Source organism: Streptomyces sp. GMY02, assembly GCF_019056675.1.
Classification (GTDB): Bacteria; Actinomycetota; Actinomycetes; order Streptomycetales; family Streptomycetaceae; genus Streptomyces; species Streptomyces odonnellii.
This window is the reverse complement of record NZ_CP077658.1, coordinates 3,298,320-3,318,836: the sequence shown is the minus strand read 5'-3', so window position 1 is coordinate 3,318,836 and position 20,517 is coordinate 3,298,320. Positions and strand designations below refer to the sequence as shown.

Genomic DNA, 20,517 nt, shown 5'->3' with positions numbered 1-20,517 from the left:
TGGCCGTTGCCGGCCGGGGGACGGTTCAGGGGCGGCGCAGGCGCCGGGCCACCCGCCGCAGCAGCCCCGGCTTCGGCTTCGCGGGCTCGGGCGGCTTCGGCGCCTTGGGGACCGCCACCCGCAGCGAGAGATCGGTCTGGGGATTGGTCCAGTACGGCGTGATCCGGCGGTCCGGCGCGGTGGGGTGCGGTACGGGCGCGAGCCGCTCGGGGACGTCGGGGCCGCGCAGCGCGCCGAGCCGGGCGGTCCTGGTCCAGCCGAGCGCGGTGAACCGTACGTACAGGTCCCAGACGCCGTCGCCGAGCGGTGACCCGTCCACGGCGGTGGCGGGATCGAGGAGCGCGGTCCCGGCGACACTCAGCGCGCCGTCCTCGTGGCGGACGGTGAGGCCGGTGGTCAGGCGGTGTTCGGCGCCGCCCGCGCGCTCGCGCAGGACGAGGACGGCGGTGGCCTTGCCGGGTGCGGCCCCGCCGGTGAGCGGCTCGCGGGCGAAGCGCTCCAGCAGAGCGGGGGAGAGGCCGGCCGGGCTGAGGGCCGGTTCGCCTTCGCCTGTGGTGGTGAGGCCCACGAGGCCCTCCGCGGCGAGGAGCTCGGCGGTGAAAGCGACCCGGAGCGCGCCTTCCTCGTCCCAGGACAGCGCGTCCAGACGGGCCCGGCAGGCGACCGAGGCGTCCCAGCGGGCGAGTGCCGTCAGCTCCTCGGGACGGTCGTCGGTGATCAGCCCGACGGCCAGCCGGCGCGCGACCGGCAGCCCGGCCACGGCCGTGGGCGAAACGCGGTGCACGACGACCTTGCGGATCTCGTAGAACAGCTCGCGCCGGGCGTTGTCGTCCAGATCGAGCAGCCGCTTGCCGCTCAGCCGGTCCAGGATCTCCACCCGCAGCCAGCGCCGGTGCAGCCGGTCCCGCGCGGCGCCGGGCCCGGTGAGTGCGTCGGTCCGCTCCAGAAGCCCGCTCAGCGCGCCGTAGAACGCCGCGGGCGGTACGGGTGTGCCGGCGGCGCGGGGCGGCCCGTACTGGTAGCAGACACGGCTTCCCAGGACCGCCGTACGCCCCGCCCGCAGCGTCGCCTCGGCCGTGAACGCCTGCCCGGACAGCGGAGAGCCCTCGGGGAAGCGGATGCCGTGCCGGGTGAGGAAGGCGCGGTCGAAGAGCTTGTCGGGGGTGAGGCTGTCGGCCAGCGGGTCCTTGGCGAGAGTGGCCCGCGGGCGGTCCCGTACGAACAGCTCGCGCGGGACCGGCCGGCCCTTGCCCGCGGGCTTCCCGGCGACGATGTCGGCGTCGTGCTCGATGCCGTACGCGTACATGCGCTCCAGGGCGTCGGCGGTCAGGCGGTCGCCCGGCTCCATGAACAGGACGTACGAGCCGGTGGCGGCGTCGGCCCCGGCGTTGCGCGGCTCCGTGCCGGGCGGGGCCGTGTCCACCGGGATCACCTCGATGTCCCGGGCGGGCAGGGTCTGGGCGGTCAGCGAGGCGAGCGTGGACGCGACGGCTTCCGGGTCGGCCCCGGCGGTGGGGACGACGACGCTGACCTTGGGCGGCCGGGGGCCGGGCGCCGCGTCGGTGGCGCGCATGGTCAGGGCCAGCCCCTCGCCGTCCAGCGCGGCGGCGGTTTCATGGCCGGTCCCATGGCCGGTCTCATTGCCGGTCTCATGGCCGTCGAGGATCTCCGGCGCGGGCAGGCCGATGCCGTCGGGCGCGGTGCTCTCGCCGACCCGCGCGTACCGGTCGAATCCGGCGCCCATGAGCCGGATCCGTACCTCCCACACCCCCTCGCCCAGCGGAGCGCCACCTGCCGCGCGCAGCGGGTCGACGGCGAAGGTGCCGGTCACGACGGGCCGTACGAGGACCGTGCCGTCGCTCGGCTCCGGCTCTTCCTCCAGGACCAGAGAGGTCTCGCACGGAACGACCCACACATGCGCGGTCTCCGTGTGGTGCAGCAGCACATCCGCCCGGAAGCTCTTCAGTTCCCCGGTCACCTCGACCGGCTCGGCGAGGATCCCGTCGGTCAGGGCGGGAGCGAGGAAGTACCGCTCGCCGCGCCGCGCCAGCAGCAGCCCCGTGCCGTCGGGGCCGCCCTCGAAGCGGGCGCTGAAGGCAGCCTTGAACCTGTTCCGGTTCCATCGCGGTTCACCGACCGTGCAGCGGGCCACCAGATCCGTCTGGCGGCGCGTGAACTCGGTCAGCTCCGCCGGTCTGTCCTGCCGGAGCAGCTCGGATCTGGTGCGCTGTACGGCGGCCAGCCCCCGGTGCACCCCGTCCGTCATGAACTCCTCGGCCAGTTCGCGCACCACCTCGTACGGATCGTCGCGGAACGGCGGGTCGATCAGCAGACCGCTCGGCGGAACCCCCAGCCGGTGCAGCATCTCCACCCGGTAGAAGCGGCGCAGCAGCCGGTCGCGCTGGGCCCCCGGCTCGGTGCCCTCGACGACGGTCGCCATGATCCGGCGGAGATTCCCGTAGTACCACCGCGGGTCCATGGCCGAGGTGCCCGCGTTCTCGGCGTCCTCGCGCGCCCAGTACGCGTAACAGACGTAGTCGCCGAGTACGGAGACGACGGACGCCTTGAGATAGGCGCGGACCATGAAGAGCTGGTCCTCCAGGATCCAGGGGCCCTCGGGGTGCACGATGCCGTGCTCGCGCAGGAACGCCGTACGGAACATCTTGTGCGGGGTGAGGCTGTCGATGAGCGGCGCGTCCCACACCGTGCAGCTCTCGCGGGTGCGGCTCATCAGGCCGTACGGCACGCCCCTGCTGCGGAAGTTGCTGGCGACCTTGCCGATCACGATGTCCGAGCCGTTGCGGTGCGCCATCCCGTACAGCCGCTCCAGCGCCTCGGGCGTCAGCCGGTCGTCGTGGTCGGCGAACTGGACGTACGTACCGTTCGCCTGTTCCACACCGACATTGCGGGGCTTGCCGGGCCAGCCCGAGTTGGGGATGCGGGTCATACGGAAGTGGGGGTGCTCGGCGGTGAGCGCCGCCAGCCGGGCGGGCGTGCCGTCGGTCGAACCGTCGTCGACGAAGAGCACCTCGAACTCGGAGCTGGGCAGTGTCTGCCGGAGCATCGAGTCGACCAGCGGCTCGATATGGCTGCCCGAGTTGTACGTCGGGACCACCACCGTGACTTTGACCGTCATCCGCCCCACACCTTCGCGTCGCTCACCATTTCCCTACGTGCCGCACAGACTTTACGCGGGCCGCCACCTCGGCCCCGCAGTCGATCCGGAGGCCGGCGGGCAGTTCGTTGCCCGCGCCGACCCGTGCGCCGTCCCCGACGACCACCGCGTCCAGGCTGCTGTCGGCACCGACCATGGCCCGCCGGCCGATCACACTGCGCCGTACGCACGCGCCCGCCGCGATCCTGGCGCCCGGCAGCACGACGCTGCCCTCGACCACCGAACCCCCGGCGATCTCCGCCCCCTCGCCGATCACGGTCCCGCCGCCCAGCACCGCCCGCGGATGCACCCGGGCGCCGGGCAGGACGAGGGCCTCGCCGGCCGGTCCCGGCAGCGCGGGGGAGTGCACGATCCCGCGTACGAGATCGGCGGAGCCCTGGACGAAGGCCGCCGGGGTGCCCAGGTCGAGCCAGTACGTGTCGTCCACCACGCCCCGGACGGGGATGCCCGACGCCAGCAGTCCGGGGAAGGTCTCGCGCTCCACGGACACCACCCGGCCCGCCGGGATCCGGTCGATGACGGAGCGGGTGAAGACATAACAGCCCGCGTTGATCTGGTCGGTGACGATCTGCTCGGGCGACTCGGGCTTCTCCAGGAAGGCCAGCACCCGCCCGTCCGGGGCGGTCGGCACCAGGCCGAAGGCGCGTGGATCGGACACCCGTGTGAGATGCAGCGTGACCGCCGCGCCGGACGCACGGTGGCCCTCGCGCAGGGCGGCGATGTCCAGTCCGGACAGGATGTCCCCGTTGAACACCAGCACCGGTTCCTCGGGCCCGCCGCGCAGCCGCCGGGCCGCGTTGCGGATCGCGCCGCCGGTGCCCAGCGGCTCGGCCTCGGTCTCGTACTCCAGGCACAGCCCGAACCGGGCGCCGTCGCCGAAGTACGGTTCGAACAGCTCGGCGAGGTACGAGGTGGCGAGGACGACCCGGGTGACCCCGGCCGCCGCCGCGCGCGCGAGCTGGTGGGCGAGGAACGGGACGCCGGCCACCGGAAGCAGCGGCTTGGGAGTGTGGCTGGTCAGCGGCCGGAGTCGGCTCCCCTGGCCACCGACGAGAAGGATCGCCTCGGTCATACGGTGTGCTCCGCCTTCCCCCGCGGGGCGGGGCGGAACAGATGGGCGCGGCCGGGCACGCTTCCTCGCGCGTCCGGCCCGGCTCCGGGTCCCCCCCCAACGCCTTCGATGTTCTGCCTGGTCCGCCGGCCGCCAGGCACCCCCCGGTACCCGTTCGGCGGAGGCCGACAGAAGCCACATCGTGGCACATGTGGGCGGTTCGGGAAGGCCGAATGCGAAGATACGCGCGATTAGGGCCCGTTGTGCGTGATGTCTGTGCCGGGGGTCGGGTTGCGGGGGCCGTGGGTCAGGTTGCGGGGGCCGTGGCCGCCGCGGAGGCCTGGGCGCGGCCCCGGCCGAGGATCTGCCGGAAGGTGAACTCGGCTATGTCGTCACCGGTCGTGTACACGTTCTTGTCCGACTCGGTGACGTCCTTGCCGCTGGTGAAGCCGCCGACCGTGAAGTACACGTACCGGCCTATGGAGTTGGTGACCTTGCGGCAGACCGAGGGAGCCCGGCAGAAGACCGGGACGCCCTCCCCGGAGAGCGAGGCGATACCGTCCTCCGCCTCCTCCTTGGCCTTCAGCGCCTGCGCCTCCTTCTCGAAGACCGCGACACCGACGGTCACCGCCACCCCGTCCTTGCTGTAGGTGGCGCGTATGACCTGGTCGCAGCCGTTCGAGGCGAGGATGGAGCCGAGCGCGCCCTGCGCGGCCGCGGCGCAGTTGGTCGTACGGGCCGTCGCGCCCTTCTGGTAGACGCGGTCGCCCATCGTCAGCTTGCCGCCGGGGAACAGGGTTTCCGCGCTCAGCGGCGCCCTGTCCTTGTCGGCGCTGGCGATGAAGTCCTGCGGGTCCGGCGGGGGGAGCGGATCGACCGAGGAGAAGGTCGGCTCCGGCGCCGCGCTCTCGCTCGGCAGCTCGGGGGCGGTGGGCAGCTCGGTGGCGGCGCTGTCCGAGGCCCGGTCGTCGCCGCCGTTCATCGAGACGACCGCGGTCGCCACGATCGCGCCGACCGCGGCGGTCGCCAGCACCCCGCCGCCGATCATCAGCCAGCGCTTGCGGCGGGCACGGGCGGCGGAGGCGTCCGCCAGTGCCGCCCAGTCCGGTGTCTGCGTTCCGTACGGGTCCTGTCCGGGGCCACCGGGGCCGCCCCAGGGTCCCCCCTGCCCAAAGCTCATGCCGCGCAGTTTAAGGCCGCCCGCACGGGTGTTGTGCCCCGGAGCGGGAACAGCCCGCAGCCAAGGTGCACAGAAGGAGCACGGAAGGAGCGCAGGCGGAAACGCGGACCGGGCCGAACGGTCACGAACCGGAAAACGATTGGGCCCAGGGGCCCGCTGCCCCGACAATGCGCACCATGGGACATCTTGAGGCCGCGCACCTGGAGTACTACCTCCCCGACGGACGGGTGCTGCTCGGCGACGCCTCGTTCCGGGTCGGGGAGGGCGCCGTCGTCGCCCTCGTCGGCGCCAACGGCGCGGGCAAGACGACACTGCTCCGGCTGATCGCGGGGGAGCTGGAGCCGCACGGCGGCACGGTCACGGTCAGCGGCGGGCTCGGCGTGATGTCGCAGTTCGTCGGCTCGGTGCGCGATGAGCGTACGGTCCGTGACCTGCTGGTCTCGGTCGCCCAGCCGCGGATCAGGGAGGCCGCGGCGGCCGTCGACGCGGCCGAGCACGCGATCATGACCGTGGACGACGAGGCCGCGCAGATGCGGTACGCGCAGGCGCTCAGCGACTGGGCGGAGGCGCGCGGCTACGAGGCCGAGACGGTCTGGGACATGTGCACCACGGCCGCGCTCGGCGTCCCGTACGAGAAGGCGCAGTGGCGCGAGCTGCGCACGCTGAGCGGCGGCGAGCAGAAACGGCTGGTGCTGGAGGCACTGCTGCGCGGCCCCGACGAGGTACTGCTCCTCGACGAGCCGGACAACTATCTGGACGTACCGGGCAAGCGCTGGCTGGAGGAACGCCTCAAGGAGACCCGTAAGACGGTCCTCTTCGTCTCCCACGACCGGGAGCTGCTGGCCAGGGCCGCCGAGAAGATCGTGAGCGTGGAGCCGGGCCCGGCCGGCTCGGACGTCTGGGTGCACGGCGGCGGCTTCGGTACGTACCACGAGGCGCGCAAGGAGCGCTTCGCCCGCTTCGAGGAGCTGAAGCGGCGCTGGGACGAGGAGCACGCCCGGCTGAAGGCGCTGGTGCACCGGCTGCGGCAGCAGGCCGCGATCAGCCCGGACATGGCCTCGCGCTACCGGGCGATGCAGACGCGCTTCAAGAAGTTCGAGGACGCGGGGCCGCCGCCGGAGCCGCCGCGCGAGCAGGAGATCACGATGCGGCTGCGCGGCGGCCGGACCGGGGTACGGGCGCTGACCTGCGAGGGCCTGGAGCTGACCGGTCTGATGAAGCCGTTCTCGCTGGAGATCTACTACGGGGAGCGGGTCGCCGTCCTCGGCTCGAACGGCTCCGGCAAGTCCCACTTCCTGCGGCTGCTCGCCGGGCAGGACGTCCGGCACTCGGGGGTGTGGAAACTGGGTGCCCGGGTCGTACCCGGACACTTCGCCCAGACCCATGCCCACCCGGAGCTGCTGGGGCGCACCCTGGTCGACATCCTGTGGACCGAGCACGCGAAGGACCGGGGCGGTGCGATGAGCGTGCTGCGCCGGTACGAGCTGGAGCGCCAGGGCGACCAGCCGTTCGAGAAGCTCTCCGGCGGGCAGCAGGCGCGCTTCCAGATCCTGCTGCTGGAGCTGGCGGGTACGACGGCGCTGCTGCTGGACGAGCCGACGGACAACCTGGACCTGGAGTCGGCGGAGGCGCTTCAGGAGGGGCTGGAGGCGTACGACGGGACAGTGCTGGCGGTGACGCACGACCGCTGGTTCGCGCGGTCCTTCGACCGGTACCTGGTCTTCGGCGCGGACGGAGTGGTCCGTGAGACGCCGGAGCCGGTCTGGGACGAGCGCCGGGTGGACCGGGCGCGGTAGCCGCTGGGGGCTCCGCCCCCGGACCCCCGGTCCTCAATCGCCGGACGGGCTTGTTTTTCCGGCACCCCTGTTTTGACCCGTGCGGCGCGCCGACGGTATCCTTCTGGTTCGTTATGCGTATTGGCTTGGTCGTTCTCACGCGAGGGGCCCTTACGCCGGTCCACCGGGCCGATGACCAGCGACAGGCAGCGGGTTGCGTCCCCGTATGCAGGTCAGGGCTGTCGTGATCGCCGGGTGGCCTTGTCAGGACCGTCCCCTGCGCCCTAGTGGCCGGGGGAGACCCCATCACTGAAGAAGCGAAGGCTACGACCGTGCGTACGTACAGCCCCAAGCCCGGCGATGTGACGCGCCAGTGGCACATCATCGACGCGCAGGACATCGTCCTGGGCCGTCTGGCGACCACCGCCGCAACCCTTCTCCGGGGCAAGCACAAGCCGATCTACGCGCCCCACGTCGACACCGGTGACTTCGTCATCATCATCAACGCGGAGAAGGTGCACCTGTCCGGCAACAAGCGGACCCAGAAGATGGCCTACCGCCACTCCGGCTACCCCGGCGGTCTGCGTTCCGTCCGCTACGACGAGCTGCTCGACAAGAACCCGGAGAAGGCCGTCGAGAAGGCCGTCAAGGGCATGCTCCCCAAGAACACCCTGGGCCGTCAGATGCTCTCGAAGCTGAAGGTCTACGCGGGCGACCAGCACCCGCACGCCGCCCAGCAGCCGGTCCCGTTCGAGATCACCCAGGTCGCGCAGTAATTCCGGCCACCCCCTAAGACGAAAAGAAATCTGAGGAGCATCGTGGCCGAGACCACTGTTGAGAACCCTGTCGAAGGCGCCGACGGCGAGGAGACCTTCGACGCGGTGACGACCTTCGAGTCGGAGACCCCCGTCGAGGGCGAGTACACCTCCGAGTCCCTGGCGTCGCGCTTCGGCGACCCGCAGCCGGCGGCCGGCCTGGGCCGCCGCAAGAACGCCATCGCCCGGGTCCGGATCGTCCCGGGCAGCGGCAAGTGGAAGATCAACGGGCGCACCCTTGAGGACTACTTCCCCAACAAGGTGCACCAGCAGGAAGTCAACGAGCCCTTCAAGGTGCTCGAACTGGACAACCGTTACGACGTCATCGCCCGGATCGCCGGCGGCGGCGTCTCCGGCCAGGCCGGCGCCCTGCGCCTCGGCGTGGCCCGCGCGCTGAACGAGGCGGACGTGGACAACAACCGCGCCCCGCTGAAGAAGGCCGGCTTCCTGAGCCGCGATGACCGTGCCGTCGAGCGCAAGAAGGCCGGTCTCAAGAAGGCGCGCAAGGCCCCGCAGTACAGCAAGCGTTAATCGCTGCTGCGTTACGCCTCTACGGCAATCGTTCGCCCCGGCGGCACTCCGTGCTGCCGGGGCGTTCGTTTTATTGGTGATCTCGGGCGTATAACAGCATCAGACGATCAGTGTTTTTGCGTTTTCGTGTTTTTTTCGGAGGGAGAGCTGTGGGACGACTCTTCGGTACGGACGGTGTGCGCGGTGTCGCCAACGCCGATCTGACGGCGGAGCTGGCGCTCGGTCTGTCGGTCGCGGCCGCGCATGTGCTCGCCGAGGTGGGGACGTTCGACGGGCACCGGCCCACCGCGGTGGTCGGCCGGGATCCCCGGGCGTCCGGCGAGTTCCTGGAGGCCGCGGTCGTGGCCGGACTCGCCAGCGCGGGAGTGGACGTCCTGCGCGTCGGTGTGCTGCCCACCCCTGCGGTGGCGTATCTCACCGGCGCGTTGGGTGCCGACCTCGGCGTGATGCTGTCCGCGAGCCACAACGCCATGCCGGACAACGGCATCAAGTTCTTCGCGCGCGGCGGGCACAAACTCGCGGACGAGCTGGAGGACCGTATCGAGGCGCTGTACGAGCAGCACCGCACCGGCGCCCCCTGGGAGCGGCCCACCGGGGCGGGCGTCGGCCGCGTCCGTACGTACGACGAGGGCTTCGACCGGTATGTGGCGCATCTCATCGGGGTGCTGCCGAACAGGCTCGACGGGCTGAAGGTCGTCCTGGACGAGGCGCACGGCGCGGCGGCCCGGGTCTCCCCCGAGGCCTTCGCGCGGGCCGGTGCCGAGGTGATCACGATCGGCGCCGAGCCGGACGGGCTGAACATCAACGACGGCTGCGGCTCCACGCACCTCGGCCCGCTCAAGGCCGCGGTCGTCGAGCACGGCGCGGACTTCGGCATCGCCCACGACGGCGACGCGGACCGCTGTCTCGCGGTGGACGCGTCCGGCCGGGAGGTCGACGGCGACCAGATCCTCGCGGTGCTGGCCCTGTCGATGCGCGAGGCGGGCACCCTGCGCGGAAACGCGGTGGTCGGCACGGTCATGTCCAACCTCGGCTTCAAGCTGGCGATGGAGCGCGAGGGCATCCACCTGGTCGAGACGGCCGTCGGTGACCGGTACGTACTGGAGTCGATGAAGGAGCACGGCTACGCGCTCGGTGGCGAGCAGTCGGGCCATGTCATCGCCCTCGACCACGCCACCACCGGCGACGGCACCCTCACCGGCCTGCTGCTGGCGGCCCGGGTCGCGGCGACCGGCCGTACCCTCGCGGACCTCGCGGGCGTGATGCGGCGGCTGCCCCAGGTGCTCGTCAACGTGCCCGATGTCGACAAGACCCGGGTGCACACCTCGGCGGAACTGGCGGCCGCGGTGTCCGAGGCCGAATCCGAACTGGGCTCCACCGGCCGCGTCCTCCTCCGTCCCTCGGGCACCGAGCCCCTGGTACGTGTCATGGTCGAGGCCCCGGACATCGACCAGGCCAGGTCGGTCGCGAGCCGCCTGGCGGACGCGGTGAAGTCGGCGCTGGGCTGAAGAGCGGGCTCGTAGCCGCCGAGCCTTCCGGAAGGAACGATTTGCCTGCCGGGCCGGGCACTGCCGGGTCCGGCGGGAGCCGCCGCGGTACACACGCGGGAGCGGTATCCGTACGGAAGTGGTGCCCGTACCGAAGCGCGATCAGGTCCGCGTGCGGCGCGTCGGGCCGGGGTCAGGTCCGCGTGCGATGCCTGGGCCAGGTCATATGCGTGTACGGGGCTCCGCCCGGCCCGCCCCGTCCGCCTGGCGGTCCGTGACGCGGTCCGCTCGGTCCTCCGTCCGCCGTACCCGTTCCCGCTGGCTCGCCCAGATCAGTTTCTGGGCGATCAGGGTGAGCGTGCCCGCGACCAGGATTCCCGCCAGGTTCAGCAGGAGCTGGCTGCTGGAGCCCCAGACCTGGTTGTAGTCCCCGTACCCCAGCGCGACCGCCGCGTTGGCCGCGGCGGGGACGGTGGTCACCGAGATGGCGACGCCGACCAGCGCGCCCGAGCGCGACGAGGTCAGCGAGAGCATCCCGGCGATTCCCGCGAGGACGGCGACGACCAGCGAGAACGGGTCCGGGTTCCAGATGAACGAGGTGTTCGGGCGCTCCGCCTCCAGCATCGAGCGGGTGAAGAGCCCGAAGCCGTCCATCAGCAGACCGAACCCCGTCGTCAGCGCCATCGCCACCGCGAAACCGCCGATCAGCGCGACCAGCGAGCGCCACGCCAGCTTCGGGGCGCGCTGCACCAGCGCCGTACAGACCCCGGCCAGCGGCCCGAACTCCGGGCCGACCGCCATCGCGCCCACGATCAGGATCGCGTTGTCCAGCACCACACCGCAGGCCGCGATCATCGTCGCCAGGGTCAGGAACGCCAGATAGGTGAAGGAGAGCGTGGACTCCTCGTGGGTGACATCCTCCAACTGCTCCCACAGCACGGCGTCGACGCCCTCGCCCGGAGCCTCCTCCTCCGCCTTCTCCGCCCGCTCGGACAGCGACAGATCGATGTTCTCGACGGAGATGGAGCCGCTCCTGTCGAGCCCGAGTTCGCGCAGATCCGAGATCAGCCCGTCGCACGCTTCGCGCGCCACATCGACCATGACGAGATCGCCGAGCGGATCGCGCGCGGCGCCGGGGACGACGACGAGATGCGCGGTGCCGACCGTGCGCTCGACGGCCCGTACCACCTCGTCGGTACGGTCGTCCGGCACGAGCAGACGCAGATGCAGCATGCGGACGGCTCCTCGGGGTTCGCGGGCGCTCGGGAGTTTCGTTTCAGGGCTTTCCGGGCCTTCTGGGCTGTCAGAGCTTACGGAGCGAGAGCCGCTGGACCTTGTGGTCAGGACCCTTGCGCAGCACCAGGGTGGCACGGCTCCTGGTGGGCGCCACGTTCTCCAGGAGATTGGGCTTGTTGATGGTCCGCCACATCGTACGGGCGTAGTCCAGGGCCTCCTCCTCGGAGACCTGGGTGTACTTCCTGAAGTACGAGGACGGGTCCTGGAACGCGGTCGCGCGCAGCGCCCGGAACCGGTTCAGATACCAGCTCTCGATGTCCTCCGCGCGCGCGTCCACGTACACACTGAAGTCGAAGTAGTCCGCGAGCCCGACCCGGGTCCTGCCGTCCTTGCCGGGCAGGGCGGGCTGGAGGACATTGAGCCCCTCGACGATCAGGATGTCCGGGTGCCGTACGGTGAGCCGTTCGCCCGGCACGATGTCGTAGATGAGATGCGAGTAGACGGGCGCGGTGACCTCGTCCTTGCCCGCCTTGATGTCGGCGACGAACCGGGTCAGGGCCCGCCGGTCGTACGACTCGGGGAAGCCCTTGCGCGACATCAGCCCGCGCGCCTTCAGCTCCGCCATGGGCAGCAGAAAGCCGTCCGTGGTGACGCGTTCGACCCGGGGATGCTCCGGCCACCGCGCGAGCAGCGCCTGCAACAGCCGCGCCACGGTGGACTTCCCGACGGCCACGCTCCCGGCCACCCCTATGACGAAGGGGGTGCCGCGCTGTGCGCCGTGCCCGTTGCCCGCGTCCCCGAGAAAGGTGTTGAGCGCGCCGCGCAGCCCGGCCGTGGCCTGCACATAGAGATTCAGCAGCCGGGAGAGCGGCAGATAGACGTCCCGTACCTCGTCGAGGTCGATCACATCCCCCAGCCCCCGGAGCCGCTCCACCTCCTCCGCGGTCAGCGGCAGCGGCGTCCGCTCCCGCAGCGCGCTCCACTCGTCCCGGCTCAGGTCCACGAACGGGGTCGGACCGTGCTCCGCCCGGCGGGGGACAGTGTGTGGCGACGATGTGATCACACTTCATTGTCCCGGATCGGTTACGGGGGGCGCGGGGGCGGGCCCCTTAGGGTGCCGGTATGTGTGGAATTGTGGGTTACGTCGGCGGACAGTCGGCGCTTGATGTGGTCATCGCGGGCCTCAGACGGCTCGAATACCGCGGGTACGACTCCGCCGGAGTCGCGGTCCTCGCCGACGGCGGGCTGGCCGCGGCGAAGAAGGCGGGCAAGCTCGTCAATCTGGAGAAGGAACTGGTGGAACGGCCCCTGCCGGCCGGGGTCACCGGCATCGGGCACACCCGGTGGGCCACGCACGGCGCGCCCACCGACGCCAACGCGCACCCCCATCTCGACAATGCCGGCCGGGTCGCCGTCGTACACAACGGGATCATCGAGAACTTCGCCGTGCTCCGGGCCGAACTGGCCGGCCGCGGCCATGACCTGGGCTCCGAGACCGACACCGAGGTCGTCTCGCATCTGCTCGCCGAGGCGTTCTCGTCGAGCGGCGACCTCGCCGAGTCGATGCGGCAGGTGTGCCGCCGTCTGGAGGGCGCCTTCACCCTCGTCGCCGTGCACGCGGACGAACCGGACGTGGTGGTCGGCGCCCGTCGCAACTCGCCGCTGGTGGTCGGTGTCGGGCAGGGCGAGTCCTTCCTCGCCTCGGACGTCGCCGCGTTCATCGCCCACACCCGGTCCGCGATCGAGCTGGGCCAGGACCAGGTCGTGGAACTGCGCCGGGACGGGGTGACCGTGACGGACTTCGCGGGCGACCCGGCCGAGGTCCGCTCGTACCACATCGACTGGGACGCCTCGGCCGCTGAGAAGGGCGGCTACGACTACTTTATGCTCAAGGAGATCGCCGAGCAGCCCAAGGCCGTCGCCGACACTCTCCTCGGCCGGATCGACGCCCAGGGCGCGCTGACCATGGACGAACTGCGCATCCCGCAGTCGGTGCTCCGCGAGGCCGACAAGGTCGTCATCGTGGCCTGCGGTACGGCCTTCCACGCCGGGCTGATCGCGAAGTACGCCATCGAGCACTGGACCCGGCTGCCCTGCGAGGTCGAGCTGGCCAGCGAGTTCCGCTACCGCGACCCCATCCTGGACCGGCGCACCCTGGTGATCGCCATCTCGCAGTCCGGCGAGACGATGGACACCCTGATGGCGCTGCGGCACGCCCGCGAGCAGGGCGCGAAGGTGCTCGCCGTCTGCAACACGAACGGCTCGACCATTCCGCGGGAGTCCGACGCGGTCCTCTACACCCACGCGGGACCCGAGGTCGCGGTCGCGTCCACCAAGGCGTTCCTGACCCAGCTCGTCGCCTGCTATCTGCTCGCGCTCTATCTGGGCCAGCGGCGCGGCACGAAGTGGGGCGACGAGATCCGGGCCGTCATCAAGGACCTGTCGCAGATCGCGGGCGAGGTGGAGCGGGTGTTGGAGACGATGGAGCCGGTACGGGCCCTCGCGCGCTCCCTCGCGGACAAGGGGACGGTCCTGTTCCTGGGCCGTCATGTGGGGTATCCGGTAGCCCTGGAGGGCGCGCTCAAGCTCAAGGAGCTGGCGTACATGCACGCCGAGGGCTTCGCGGCCGGTGAGCTGAAGCACGGCCCGATCGCACTGATCGAGGAGGACCTGCCGGTGGTCGTGGTCGTACCGTCGCCTCGTGGACGGTCGGTCCTGCACGACAAGATCGTGTCGAACATCCAGGAGATCCGGGCCAGGGGCGCGCGGACGATCGTGATCGCGGAGGAGGGGGACGAGGCGGTGGTGCCGTACGCGGACCATCTCATCCGCATCCCGGCGACGCCTACGCTCCTTCAGCCGCTGGTCGCGACTGTGCCGTTGCAGGTGTTCGCGTGCGAGCTGGCGACGGCGCGCGGCAACGAGGTCGACCAGCCGAGGAACCTGGCCAAGTCCGTCACGGTGGAGTAGGCGGAGAAGTCCGGGGCAGCCCGGAGCAGTCGGCACCGCGGACAGCGCGGTGGGGAGCGGGAGTGAGCGAGTGATCATCGGGGTGGGGATCGATGTGGCGGAGATCGACCGGTTCGGGGAGTCGCTGCTGCGGACCCCGAAACTGGTCGAACGCCTCTTCTCCGAGCGGGAGTTGTACCTCCCGAGCGGGGAGCGGCGCGGTACGGCCTCCCTGGCGGCGCGGTTCGCCGCCAAGGAGGCCGTGGCCAAGGCACTCGGCGCGCCCGGCGGACTGCGCTGGACCGACGCCGAGGTCTATACGGAGAACAGCGGGCAGCCGCGGCTCCGCGTGCTCGGCACGGTCGCGGCCCGCGCCGCCGAACTGGGCGTACGGAACTGGCATGTCTCGCTCAGCCATGACGCGGGAGTGGCGTCGGCCGTGGTGATCGCGGAGGGTTGACCGTATGCGTATCGCTTACAGCGTGGAGACCGTCAGAAACGCCGAACGGGAGCTGATGGCACGGCTCCCCGAGGGCACCCTCATGCAGCGCGCCGCCCACGGCCTCGCCGTCGCCTGTGCCGGCCTGCTGGGTGACCTGCGGGGACGGGTGTACGGGGCGCGGGTCGTCGTCCTCGTCGGCAGCGGGGACAACGGAGGTGACGCCCTGTACGCCGCGGCCCGCCTCGCCCGCAGGGGCGCCGGGGTCGTGGCCGTGCTGCTGGCCCCGGGCCGGGCGCACGCCGGCGGACTCGCGGCCCTGCTGCGCGCGGGCGGCCGGGTCGCCGACGACCCCTCCGGAGCGCCGGCCTCCGGTGTGCGGGCCTCCGGTGTCCTGGCCGACGCCGATCTCGTCCTGGACGGCATCACCGGCATCGGCGGCCACGGCGGGCTGCGCGCCGACGCGGCCCCGGTGGCACGGGCGGCCCGGGAATCGGGCGCGGTGGTCGTGGCCGTCGATCTGCCCAGCGGGGTGGAGGCGGACAGCGGGGAGGTGGCGGGCGAGGCGGTGGGCGCCGATGTGACCGTCACCTTCGGCACGTACAAGCCGGGCCTGCTGATCGATCCGGCGCGCGAACACGCGGGCGCGGTACGGCTCGTCGACATCGGGCTCGTACCGCATCTGCCGGCCGTGCCCGAGTTCGAGGCGCTCCAGCACGCCGATGTGGCGCGGCTGCTGCCGGCGCCGACGGCCGAGAGCGACAAGTACCGGCGCGGGGTCGTCGGGATCGTGGCCGGCTCGGCGCGCTATCCGGGCGCGGCGGTGCTGGCCGTGGCGGGCGCGCTGCACGGTGGCGCGGGCGCCGTACGGTACGTGGGGCCCGGAAGCGGCGCGGTGATCGCGCGTTTCCCGGAGACGCTGGTGCACGAGGGACCGCCGTCGAAGGCGGGCCGGGTGCAGGCATGGGCGGTCGGTCCCGGACTGGGCGAGGGCGCCGACGCCGGCGGGGGCCACGGGGTGGCGGAGGTGCTGGCCTCGGACGTGCCGGTCCTGGTGGACGCGGACGGGCTGCGGCTGCTGGACGCGGCGACGGTGCGGAGCCGTACGGCGCCGACCCTGCTCACCCCGCACGCGGGCGAGGCCGCCGCGCTGCTGGGCGTGCCCCGGGAGGAGGTCGAGTCGTCCCGGCTCACGGCCGTACGGGAACTGGCGTCCCGCTTCGGCGCGACGGTCCTGCTCAAGGGCTCGACGACGCTGATCGCCGCCCCGGACAAGGACGTTCCGGTCCGGGTGAACCCCACGGGCACGTCCTGGCTCGCCACGGCGGGCAGCGGCGACATCCTCTCGGGCCTGTCGGCCTCCCTTCTGGCCGCGGGCCTCGCCCCGCGCGACGCGGCTTCGGTGGGTGCCTACATGCACGGCCTGTCGGCGCGGCTGGCTTCGAGGGGCGCGCCGATCTCGGCCCTGGACGTGGCGGGGAGCCTGCCGGAGGCATGGCGGAACGTACGCGGGTGACGATCCGGTCCGCCGGCGCGGCCGGAACCGGAATCCCCCGGTCGGCCCGCCACCCGCACCGGACCGGGGCCGGGCGCGGGCTCTGAGAGACTGGCCGTGATGACCGGAATGATGCAGACATCCACTCACCTCAGGGCCCGCGCCGAGGTCGATCTCGCCGCCCTGCGTGCCAATGTGCGCGCGCTCCGCGCCCGGGTGGGCGACGGCACCGCGCTGATGGGGGTCGTGAAGTCCGACGCGTACGGCCACGGCATGCTGCCCGTCGCCCGCGCCGCGCTCGCCGCCGGGGCCACCTGGCTGGGCACCGCCACCCCCCACGAGGCGCTCGCCCTGCGCGCCGCGGGCATCCGGAGCCGGGTGCTCTGCTGGCTGTGGACCCCGGGCGACCCGTGGCGGGAGGCCATCGAGGCCGATCTCGACATGTCCGTCAGCGGTATGTGGGCCCTGCGCGAACTCACCGCCGCAGCCCGCGAGGCCGCCCGCCCCGCCCGTATCCAGCTCAAGGCCGACACCGGCCTCGGCCGCAACGGCTGCCAGCCCGCCGACTGGCCGGAACTCGTCGGTGCCGCCCTCGCCGCGCAGGCCGCCGGCGAGGTCCGGATCACCGGCCTCTGGTCGCACTTCGCCTGCGCGGACGAGCCCGGCCACCCCTCCATCACCGCCCAGCTCGACGCGTTCCACGAGATGGTCGCGTACGCCGAGAAGGAGGGCGCCCAGCCCGAGGTACGGCACATCGCCAACTCCCCGGCCACGCTCACCGTCCCCGAGTCGTACTTCGACCTCGTACGGACGGGCATCGCGATGTACGGCATCTCGCCCAGCCCCCAGGTCGGCACCTCCCAGGACTTCGGCCTGCGGCCCGTCATGACCCTGTCCGCCTCGGTCGCGCTGGTGAAGCAGGTCCCCGGCGGCCACGGCGTCAGCTACGGCCACCACTACCTCACCCCGCGCGAGACCACCCTCGGGCTCGTCCCCCTCGGATACGCCGACGGCATCCCCCGGCACGCCTCGGGCCGCGGGCCCGTCCTGGTCGGCGGGGTCAGGCGGCGGGTGGCCGGGCGGGTCGCGATGGACCAGTTCGTGGTCGACCTCGGCGGGGACACCCCCGAACCGGGCACCACCGCCGTCCTGTTCGGCCCCGGTGACCGGGGCGAGCCGACCGCCGAGGACTGGGCCGAGGCCGCGGACACCATCGCGTACGAAATCGTCACCCGCATCGGTTCCCGCGTCCCCCGCGTCTATCTGAACGAGGACGAATGACGGGGCGCGGGCGCGCACCGGCAACCTGAGTGATCTCTCCGGGGTGAAGCCCGGCACGGCGGGGAAGGCAAGCCTGGACCCTGGACGACGAGGAGTGACGGTGAGCGAGAAGAGCCCGGCGGGGGAAGCGGCGGTGACGGCGGCGGCCGCGGTGGCGACGGCCTCGGCGGCCACCGCGGCCACGGCGGCCGTCACCGGCAACTGGCGCAAGGCGGGTATCGCCGGTGCCGCGATAGGCGTGATCGCCGCCGGAGCCGCCGCCGGTGTCGCGATCGAGAGGATGACCGTCGGCCGGGGCATGCGCAGGAGGGCACGGCTCGCGCTGGACGCGTCGGGACCGTACGGAGCACTGCGCGGCGCCCCGGGCAAAGCGCTCGCCGACGACGGCACGGAGCTGTACTACGAGGTCGAGGACACCGAGCCGGTGGACGAGGGCCCCGAGGCGAACGGGGCCGCCGGCACCTCGTCCGGACCCCGCAGGCGACGGCTCTTCGGGCGCAAGGCCCCGACCCCCGTGACCGTGGTTTTCAGCCATGGTTACTGCCTCAACCAGGACTCCTGGCACTTCCAGCGCGCCGCCCTGCGCGGGCTCGTCCGTACCGTCCACTGGGACCAGCGCAGCCATGGTCGCTCAGCCCGCGGCGTCTCCCAGAGCGGCCCCGGCGCCGTCCCCGTCACCATCGACCAGCTCGGCCGCGACCTCAAGGCCGTCATCGACGCGGCGGCGCCCGAAGGCCCGCTGGTGCTGGTGGGCCACTCCATGGGCGGGATGACGATGATGGCCCTGGCCGACCAGTTCCCCGAGCTGGTACGGGAACGGGTCGTCGGCATCGCGCTCGTCGGTACGTCGAGCGGCAGGCTCGGCGAGGTCAACTACGGTCTGCCGGTCGCGGGCGTCAACGCCGTACGCCGCGTCCTGCCCGGCGTGCTCAGGGCGCTCGGCTCCCAGGCGGAGCTGGTGGAGCGCGGCCGGCGGGCCACCGCCGATCTCTTCGCCGGGCTGATCAAGCGGTACTCGTTCAGCTCGAAGGACGTGGATCCCGCGGTCGTACGGTTCGCCGAGCGGCTCATCGAGGGCACCCCGATCGATGTGGTCGCGGAGTTCTACCCGGCCTTCACCGACCATGACAAGGTGCAGGCGCTCTCGGTGTTCCTGGAGGTTCCGGCCCTGGTGCTGGCGGGGGAGAGCGATCTCGTCACCCCCAGCTCGCACAGCGAGGCCATCGCCGATCTGCTGCCGGACGCGGAGCTGGTGCTCGTGCCGGACGCCGGGCACCTCGTGATGCTGGAGCATCCGGAGGTGGTCACGGACCGGCTCGCCGACCTGCTGGCAAGGGTGGGCGCGATGCCTTCTGAGGCTAACGTTGGCAGACATGGAAGCACCGCACAGCCCGGCGGCTGACACCCTCGGAGCAGCCGCCCGCGCCACCGCAGCCCCGGAGACCGCCGGCCCGGTCCTGACCATCGACTCGCCCGAACGGATGCAGGAGCTGGGGCGCGCGCTCGCGGCCCTGCTGCGCCCCGGTGATCTGGTGATGCTCAGCGGCGAACTCGGCGCCGGGAAGACGACCCTGACCCGCGGTCTCGGCGAGGGCCTCGGCGTCCGTGGCGCCGTCACCTCGCCCACCTTTGTGATCGCCCGCGTCCACCCGTCGCTGACCGGCGGACCCGCGCTGGTCCATGTGGACGCGTACCGCCTCGGCGGGGGGCTGGACGAGATGGAGGACCTCGACCTGGATGTCTCGCTGCCGGAGTCCGTGGTGGTCGTGGAGTGGGGCGACGGCAAGGTCGAGGAACTGTCGGACGACCGGCTGCGCGTGATGATCCACCGGGTGGTGGGCGGCGCGGAGCCCGGTGGTCCGGGCGAAGGCGCGGGCGAAACCACCGAACCGGGGGGCGCGGTACCCGGGGGCGCGGGCGAAACCACTGGATATGACGAACGGCGGACCGTCACGCTGACGGGATTCGGACGCCGCTGGTCGGAGACCGATTTCGGGGCGCTCGTCCGCTGACCCCGCCGTTCCCGCTGACCCCGTCGGAGGATTTGTCCGCGATTCGGCCAGCCGTTCCGTACGTTCCGACAAGACGTCGGCAAAATGTTGCGCGTGCCATGCCCAGCGTGGTCACATGGTAATCGAGACATGGTTAGGCCTGCCTAACTAGTACCTGACCACGCCTGCCCCCGGAGCCTCAGGAGGCATCCATGTCGGCGTCAGAGCGCGAATCGCGTCCCCAGTCCTCTCCGCCCCGGTCACCCTCGCCCCCGGCTTCGGCACCGTCCGTATCCATGAGCGCGCTGCTGGCGTCGTGCGCGGCTGCCGCTGCCGTATCGACCCCGCCGAGGGAGCCGTCGGCGGTCACGGCCACCGAGGCGGACAAACTGGAACGGCGGCCCGACGCGGCCTGAGGAGAGCCGTACCCCCTGAGGAGAGCCGTACCCGGGGGCGTACCGGCTGGTGGCTACGGGACGACGACCACGGGGGAGCCGACCGTCGCGAACGTCCACACCGCGTTGCCGTCCGCCTTCTTCATCCGGACCCCGCCCGTCTTCAGCGTCGGATCGGGCTTGGACAGCGAGCCGTCCGCCGCGGAGCCGAATCCGATGGTCACGTCGTTGACGGTCGTGAACCGTACGACATGCTCGACCCGTACCCCGTCCGTTCCGGTGACCATGCCGGAGCGCGAGGTCACCCGGTACGAACCGGGCATCGGGCTGACCGTGCTCGGCATGACGGAGAAGCTCCGGGTCGCCTGCTCGTTCTGGTTCACCAGCCACACCCGCCGCTGGGCCAGCGCGTACACGACCCGCGCGCCGGTGCCCGACTCCGGCGGGATCGCCTTCGGGTCCTTCTTCTTCGGTACGGCGGCGCCCGGGGCGGACGGAGAGGCGGAGGGCGCGGCGGGCTTTCCGACCGCCTTCGGAACGTTCGCGGCCGCCTGGTAGGCGAGGAAGCCGACCACCGCGACCGCCGCCGCGGTGAGCCCGGCCACGATTCCCGAGCTGCTCCTGGACACCTTGATCCACCTCTCGTACGTATGACTTCTCGGTGACGGTAGCAGCAGCCGAGTGACGGGGCGGGGCGCCGTGCCCCGGGCGCCGGAG

Annotated in this window: 17 protein-coding genes; 11 read left to right on the top strand and 6 right to left on the bottom strand. The window is 72.0% G+C overall.

Going from position 1 to position 20,517, the window contains the following annotated elements:
* Positions 1-25: 25 nt before the first annotated feature.
* The 3 genes from KQY30_RS13845 to KQY30_RS13835 form a co-directional block, all read right to left on the bottom strand.
* The gene (locus tag KQY30_RS13845; RefSeq protein WP_217307091.1) at positions 26-3,136 is read right to left on the bottom strand and encodes a glycosyltransferase; all 3,111 of its coding nucleotides are present in this window, start codon (positions 3,134-3,136) and stop codon (positions 26-28) included.
* Positions 3,137-3,158: 22 nt separating this feature from the next.
* A complete protein-coding gene (locus KQY30_RS13840) occupies positions 3,159-4,247 on the bottom strand; it encodes a sugar phosphate nucleotidyltransferase (RefSeq protein WP_217307090.1) in 1,089 nt (362 codons plus the stop codon).
* 286 nt (positions 4,248-4,533) lie between these two features.
* Entirely contained in the window at positions 4,534-5,406 is an 873-nt protein-coding gene (locus tag KQY30_RS13835; protein WP_217307089.1) for a hypothetical protein, read from the bottom strand.
* A 167-nt stretch (positions 5,407-5,573) separates the two neighbouring features.
* Here KQY30_RS13835 and KQY30_RS13830 point away from each other — a divergent pair, with 167 nt between their 5' ends.
* The 4 genes from KQY30_RS13830 (at position 5,574) to glmM (ending at position 10,035) form a co-directional block, all read left to right on the top strand.
* Complete coding sequence (locus tag KQY30_RS13830; protein WP_217307088.1) at positions 5,574-7,202, top strand: ABC-F family ATP-binding cassette domain-containing protein; 1,629 nt, start codon at positions 5,574-5,576, stop codon at positions 7,200-7,202.
* A gap of 311 nt (positions 7,203-7,513) precedes the next feature.
* Positions 7,514-7,957, top strand: a complete 444-nt coding sequence (gene rplM, locus KQY30_RS13825) for a 50S ribosomal protein L13 (RefSeq protein WP_046507153.1) — start codon at positions 7,514-7,516, stop codon at positions 7,955-7,957.
* A 42-nt stretch (positions 7,958-7,999) separates the two neighbouring features.
* Complete coding sequence (rpsI, locus tag KQY30_RS13820) at positions 8,000-8,527, top strand: 30S ribosomal protein S9 (protein WP_046507155.1); 528 nt, start codon at positions 8,000-8,002, stop codon at positions 8,525-8,527.
* Between the two features lie 149 nt (positions 8,528-8,676).
* On the top strand, positions 8,677-10,035 hold the full coding sequence (gene glmM / locus KQY30_RS13815; protein WP_217307087.1) for a phosphoglucosamine mutase: 1,359 nt from the start codon (positions 8,677-8,679) through the stop codon (positions 10,033-10,035).
* A 201-nt stretch (positions 10,036-10,236) separates the two neighbouring features.
* On the opposite strand, the gene KQY30_RS13810 is transcribed toward glmM, so the two are convergent.
* Positions 10,237-11,247, bottom strand: a complete 1,011-nt coding sequence (locus tag KQY30_RS13810) for a DUF389 domain-containing protein (protein WP_217307086.1) — start codon at positions 11,245-11,247, stop codon at positions 10,237-10,239.
* A 70-nt stretch (positions 11,248-11,317) separates the two neighbouring features.
* Positions 11,318-12,313, bottom strand: a complete 996-nt coding sequence (coaA, locus tag KQY30_RS13805; protein WP_217307085.1) for a type I pantothenate kinase — start codon at positions 12,311-12,313, stop codon at positions 11,318-11,320.
* 59 nt (positions 12,314-12,372) lie between these two features.
* Between coaA and glmS the strand changes: the two genes are divergently transcribed.
* From glmS to KQY30_RS13770, 7 genes are all read left to right on the top strand, one after another.
* Positions 12,373-14,220 carry a glutamine--fructose-6-phosphate transaminase (isomerizing) gene (glmS, locus tag KQY30_RS13800; protein ID WP_217307084.1) on the top strand — a complete coding sequence of 616 codons (1,848 nt, stop codon included), beginning with the start codon at positions 12,373-12,375 and terminating at the stop codon, positions 14,218-14,220.
* 70 nt (positions 14,221-14,290) lie between these two features.
* Complete coding sequence (locus KQY30_RS13795; RefSeq protein ID WP_046507169.1) at positions 14,291-14,659, top strand: holo-ACP synthase; 369 nt, start codon at positions 14,291-14,293, stop codon at positions 14,657-14,659.
* A 4-nt stretch (positions 14,660-14,663) separates the two neighbouring features.
* Positions 14,664-16,154, top strand: coding sequence for an NAD(P)H-hydrate dehydratase (locus KQY30_RS13790; protein WP_217307083.1), 1,491 nt, complete (start codon positions 14,664-14,666; stop codon positions 16,152-16,154).
* Positions 16,155-16,253: 99 nt separating this feature from the next.
* A complete protein-coding gene (gene alr, locus KQY30_RS13785; RefSeq protein WP_254407121.1) occupies positions 16,254-17,414 on the top strand; it encodes an alanine racemase in 1,161 nt (386 codons plus the stop codon).
* A 151-nt stretch (positions 17,415-17,565) separates the two neighbouring features.
* The gene (locus tag KQY30_RS13780; RefSeq protein WP_254407592.1) at positions 17,566-18,816 is read left to right on the top strand and encodes an alpha/beta fold hydrolase; all 1,251 of its coding nucleotides are present in this window, start codon (positions 17,566-17,568) and stop codon (positions 18,814-18,816) included.
* Complete coding sequence (gene tsaE, locus KQY30_RS13775; protein WP_254407120.1) at positions 18,788-19,426, top strand: tRNA (adenosine(37)-N6)-threonylcarbamoyltransferase complex ATPase subunit type 1 TsaE; 639 nt, start codon at positions 18,788-18,790, stop codon at positions 19,424-19,426. Before KQY30_RS13780 ends, tsaE begins: the two co-directional genes overlap by 29 nt.
* Before the next feature lie 191 nt (positions 19,427-19,617).
* Positions 19,618-19,821: a hypothetical protein gene (locus tag KQY30_RS13770; protein WP_217307081.1), complete on the top strand. Its 204-nt coding sequence runs from the start codon at positions 19,618-19,620 to the stop codon at positions 19,819-19,821.
* A 53-nt stretch (positions 19,822-19,874) separates the two neighbouring features.
* On the opposite strand, the gene KQY30_RS13765 is transcribed toward KQY30_RS13770, so the two are convergent.
* Positions 19,875-20,429: a L,D-transpeptidase gene (locus KQY30_RS13765; RefSeq protein ID WP_217307080.1), complete on the bottom strand. Its 555-nt coding sequence runs from the start codon at positions 20,427-20,429 to the stop codon at positions 19,875-19,877.
* Between the last annotated feature and the right edge of the window lie 88 nt (positions 20,430-20,517).

Bases quoted from the DNA above. Each gene is read 5' to 3' on its own strand.
- glmS (WP_217307084.1), top strand. From the start codon at position 12,373: ATGTGTGGAATTGTGGGTTACGTCGGCGGACAGTCGGCGCTTGATGTG.
- alr (WP_254407121.1), top strand. From the start codon at position 16,254: ATGACCGGAATGATGCAGACATCCACTCACCTCAGGGCCCGCGCCGAG.
- KQY30_RS13790 (WP_217307083.1), top strand. From the start codon at position 14,664: ATGCGTATCGCTTACAGCGTGGAGACCGTCAGAAACGCCGAACGGGAG.
- KQY30_RS13835 (WP_217307089.1), bottom strand. From the start codon at position 5,406: ATGAGCTTTGGGCAGGGGGGACCCTGGGGCGGCCCCGGTGGCCCCGGA.
- KQY30_RS13810 (WP_217307086.1), bottom strand. From the start codon at position 11,247: ATGCTGCATCTGCGTCTGCTCGTGCCGGACGACCGTACCGACGAGGTG.
- KQY30_RS13845 (WP_217307091.1), bottom strand. From the start codon at position 3,136: ATGACGGTCAAAGTCACGGTGGTGGTCCCGACGTACAACTCGGGCAGC.
- KQY30_RS13840 (WP_217307090.1), bottom strand. From the start codon at position 4,247: ATGACCGAGGCGATCCTTCTCGTCGGTGGCCAGGGGAGCCGACTCCGG.
- tsaE (WP_254407120.1), top strand. From the start codon at position 18,788: ATGGAAGCACCGCACAGCCCGGCGGCTGACACCCTCGGAGCAGCCGCC.
- KQY30_RS13830 (WP_217307088.1), top strand. From the start codon at position 5,574: ATGCGCACCATGGGACATCTTGAGGCCGCGCACCTGGAGTACTACCTC.
- KQY30_RS13770 (WP_217307081.1), top strand. From the start codon at position 19,618: ATGTCGGCGTCAGAGCGCGAATCGCGTCCCCAGTCCTCTCCGCCCCGG.